This window comes from Pseudomonas sp. MD195_PC81_125, from assembly GCF_014060985.1.
GTDB classification, from domain to species: Bacteria; Pseudomonadota; Gammaproteobacteria; order Pseudomonadales; family Pseudomonadaceae; genus Aquipseudomonas; species Aquipseudomonas parakoreensis.
The window spans coordinates 1-2771 of sequence record NZ_JABULD010000674.1 but is presented as its reverse complement, the minus strand read 5'-3'; the positions used below and the strand labels follow the sequence as shown (position 1 = coordinate 2771).

Sequence of the window (2771 nt, the reverse complement as noted above, 5' to 3'; positions counted from 1 at the left end):
CATTCCAAATGTGGGAGCGAGCTTGCTCGCGAAGAGGCCCGTCCAGACAACACAAAAACCACTGCCCGACAGAGGCAGAGAACCTCAATAACCGTGAGGCAAAAAACCGTGATCGAGACCCTGAACCACCTCCCGCACCCGCACGAAAGTGCGGCCGCCCTCGCCGGCCATTTCACTGATCTGGCACCACCGCTCAATGCCCGGCAGGCACATCTTGAAGCCTCGCGCTGCCTGTATTGCTATGACGCACCTTGCGTCAACGCGTGCCCGAGCGAGATCGATATTCCGTCGTTCATCCGCAACATCCATCAGGACAACGTGCCCGGTGCGGCGCAGAAAATCCTTTCGGCGAACATCCTCGGCGGCAGTTGCGCCCGGGTCTGCCCGACGGAAATCCTCTGTCAGCAAGCCTGCGTGCGCAACAACGCTCAGGAATGTGCGCCGGTGCTGATCGGCCTGCTGCAGCGCTATGCCGTGGACAACGCGAATTTCACCGAGCACCCGTTCCAGCGTGCGGCGAGCACCGGCAAGCGCATCGCCGTGGTCGGCGCCGGGCCAGCGGGTTTGTCCTGTGCCCACCGCAGTGCCATGCACGGCCACGACGTGGTGATTTTCGAAGCACGGGAAAAGGCAGGCGGCCTCAATGAATACGGGATCGCCAAGTACAAACTGGTCGACGACTACGCGCAGAAGGAGCTGGATTTCCTCCTGCAGATCGGCGGCATCGAAATCCGTCACGGACAGAAACTCGGCGAGAACCTGACCCTCAGCGAGCTGCATCAGCAGTTCGACGCGGTGTTCCTCGGCCTCGGCCTGAATGCCAGCAAACAGCTCGGCCTGGCCCACGAAGACGCGCCCGGCCTGCTCGCCGCCACCGACTACATCCGCGAACTGCGCCAGGCCGATGACCTGACGCAACTGCCACTGGCCGAACGCTGCATCGTCCTCGGCGCCGGCAACACCGCCATCGACATGGCCGTGCAAATGGCCCGCCTCGGAGCGCGTGACGTGAATCTGGTGTATCGCCGGGGTGCGGCGGACATGGGCGCGACCGGTCATGAACAGGACATTGCCAAGGCCAATCAGGTACGCCTGCTGACCTGGGCGCAACCGGAAGAAGTGCTGCTCGATGCGCGAGGCAAGGTGCGCGGCATGCGTTTTGCCCGAACCGATCTGGTCGACGGTCGCCTGCAAACCACGGGCGAAACTTTCGAACTGGCCGCCGACGCGATCTTCAAAGCCATCGGCCAGGCCTTCGACAGCAGCGCCCTCACCGACCCGCTGGCGCGTGAGCTCAAGCGTCAGGGCGAACGGATTCAGGTCGACGACAACCTGCGCACCAGCATCCCCGGCGTGTATGCCGGCGGCGACTGCACCAGTCTCGATCAAGACCTCACCGTGCAAGCCGTACAGCACGGCAAACGCGCCGCCGAGGCGATCAACGCGCAACTGATGCTCAACGTGGAGGCTGCGTAAATGGCCGATCTCTCGATTGTCTTCGCCGGTATCAAAGCCCCCAACCCGTTCTGGCTGGCCTCCGCGCCGCCAACCGACAAGGCCTACAACGTGGTCCGCGCCTTCGAGGCCGGCTGGGGCGGTGTGGTCTGGAAAACCCTGGGTGAAGACCCGGCGGCGGTCAACGTCTCGTCGCGCTACTCGGCACACTACGGCAACAACCGTGAAGTGCTGGGGATCAACAACATCGAACTGATCACCGACCGCTCGCTGGAAATCAACCTGCGTGAAATCACCCAGGTGAAGAAGGACTGGCCGGATCGTGCGCTGATCGTCTCGTTGATGGTGCCGTGCGTGGAGGAATCGTGGAAACACATCCTGCCACTGGTGGAGGCCACCGGCGCTGACGGCATCGAGCTGAATTTCGGTTGCCCGCACGGCATGCCCGAACGCGGCATGGGCGCGGCGGTGGGTCAGGTGCCGGAATACGTCGAGCAGGTCACCCGCTGGTGCAAGACCTATTGCTCGCTGCCGGTGATCGTCAAGCTGACGCCGAACATCACCGACATCCGCGTCGCCGCCCGCGCGGCCCATCGCGGTGGCGCCGATGCGGTGTCGCTGATCAACACCATCAACTCGATCACCAGCGTCGACCTGGAACACATGGTCGCCCTGCCCACCGTCGGCAGCAAAAGCACCCACGGCGGTTATTGCGGCTCGGCGGTCAAACCGATTGCGCTGAACATGGTCGCCGAGATCGCCCGTGATCCGCAGACCCAAGGCCTGCCGATCTGCGGCATTGGCGGCATCGGCAGCTGGCGTGACGCGGCGGAGTTCATGGCGCTGGGCAGCGGCGCGGTGCAGGTGTGCACGGCGGCGATGCTGCATGGCTTCCGGATTGTCGAGGAGATGAAGGACGGGCTGTCGCGCTGGATGGACAGCCAAGGCTACGCCAACATCGCCGAGTTTTCCGGGCGTGCGGTGGGCAATACCACTGACTGGAAGTACCTGGACATCAACTATCAGGTCATTGCCAGGATTGATCAGGACGCGTGCATCGGTTGCGGGCGTTGCCACATTGCTTGCGAGGACACGTCACACCAGGCGATCAGCAGCCTGAAGCAGGCCGACGGCACGCATAAATATGAAGTGATCGATGATGAGTGTGTCGGCTGCAACCTGTGCCAAATCACCTGCCCGGTAGCGGACTGTATCGAGATGGTGCCGATGGAGACCGGCAAGCCGTTTCTGGACTGGAATCATGATCCGCGCAATCCCTATCATGTCGCGGTCTGATTTCTTAAGATCAAAAGATC

General features: G+C 62.6%; 2 protein-coding genes. Both read left to right on the top strand.

All coding sequences use genetic code 11. The features are described from left to right. Window positions 1–108: 108 nt before the first annotated feature. Window positions 109–1476, top strand: coding sequence for an NAD(P)-dependent oxidoreductase (locus tag HT737_RS26480; protein WP_121185999.1), 1368 nt, complete (start codon window positions 109–111; stop codon window positions 1474–1476). Next, the gene (gene preA / locus HT737_RS26475; protein WP_182404316.1) at window positions 1477–2751 is read left to right on the top strand and encodes an NAD-dependent dihydropyrimidine dehydrogenase subunit PreA; all 1275 of its coding nucleotides are present in this window, start codon (window positions 1477–1479) and stop codon (window positions 2749–2751) included. It begins immediately after the preceding gene. Window positions 2752–2771 lie beyond the last annotated feature (20 nt).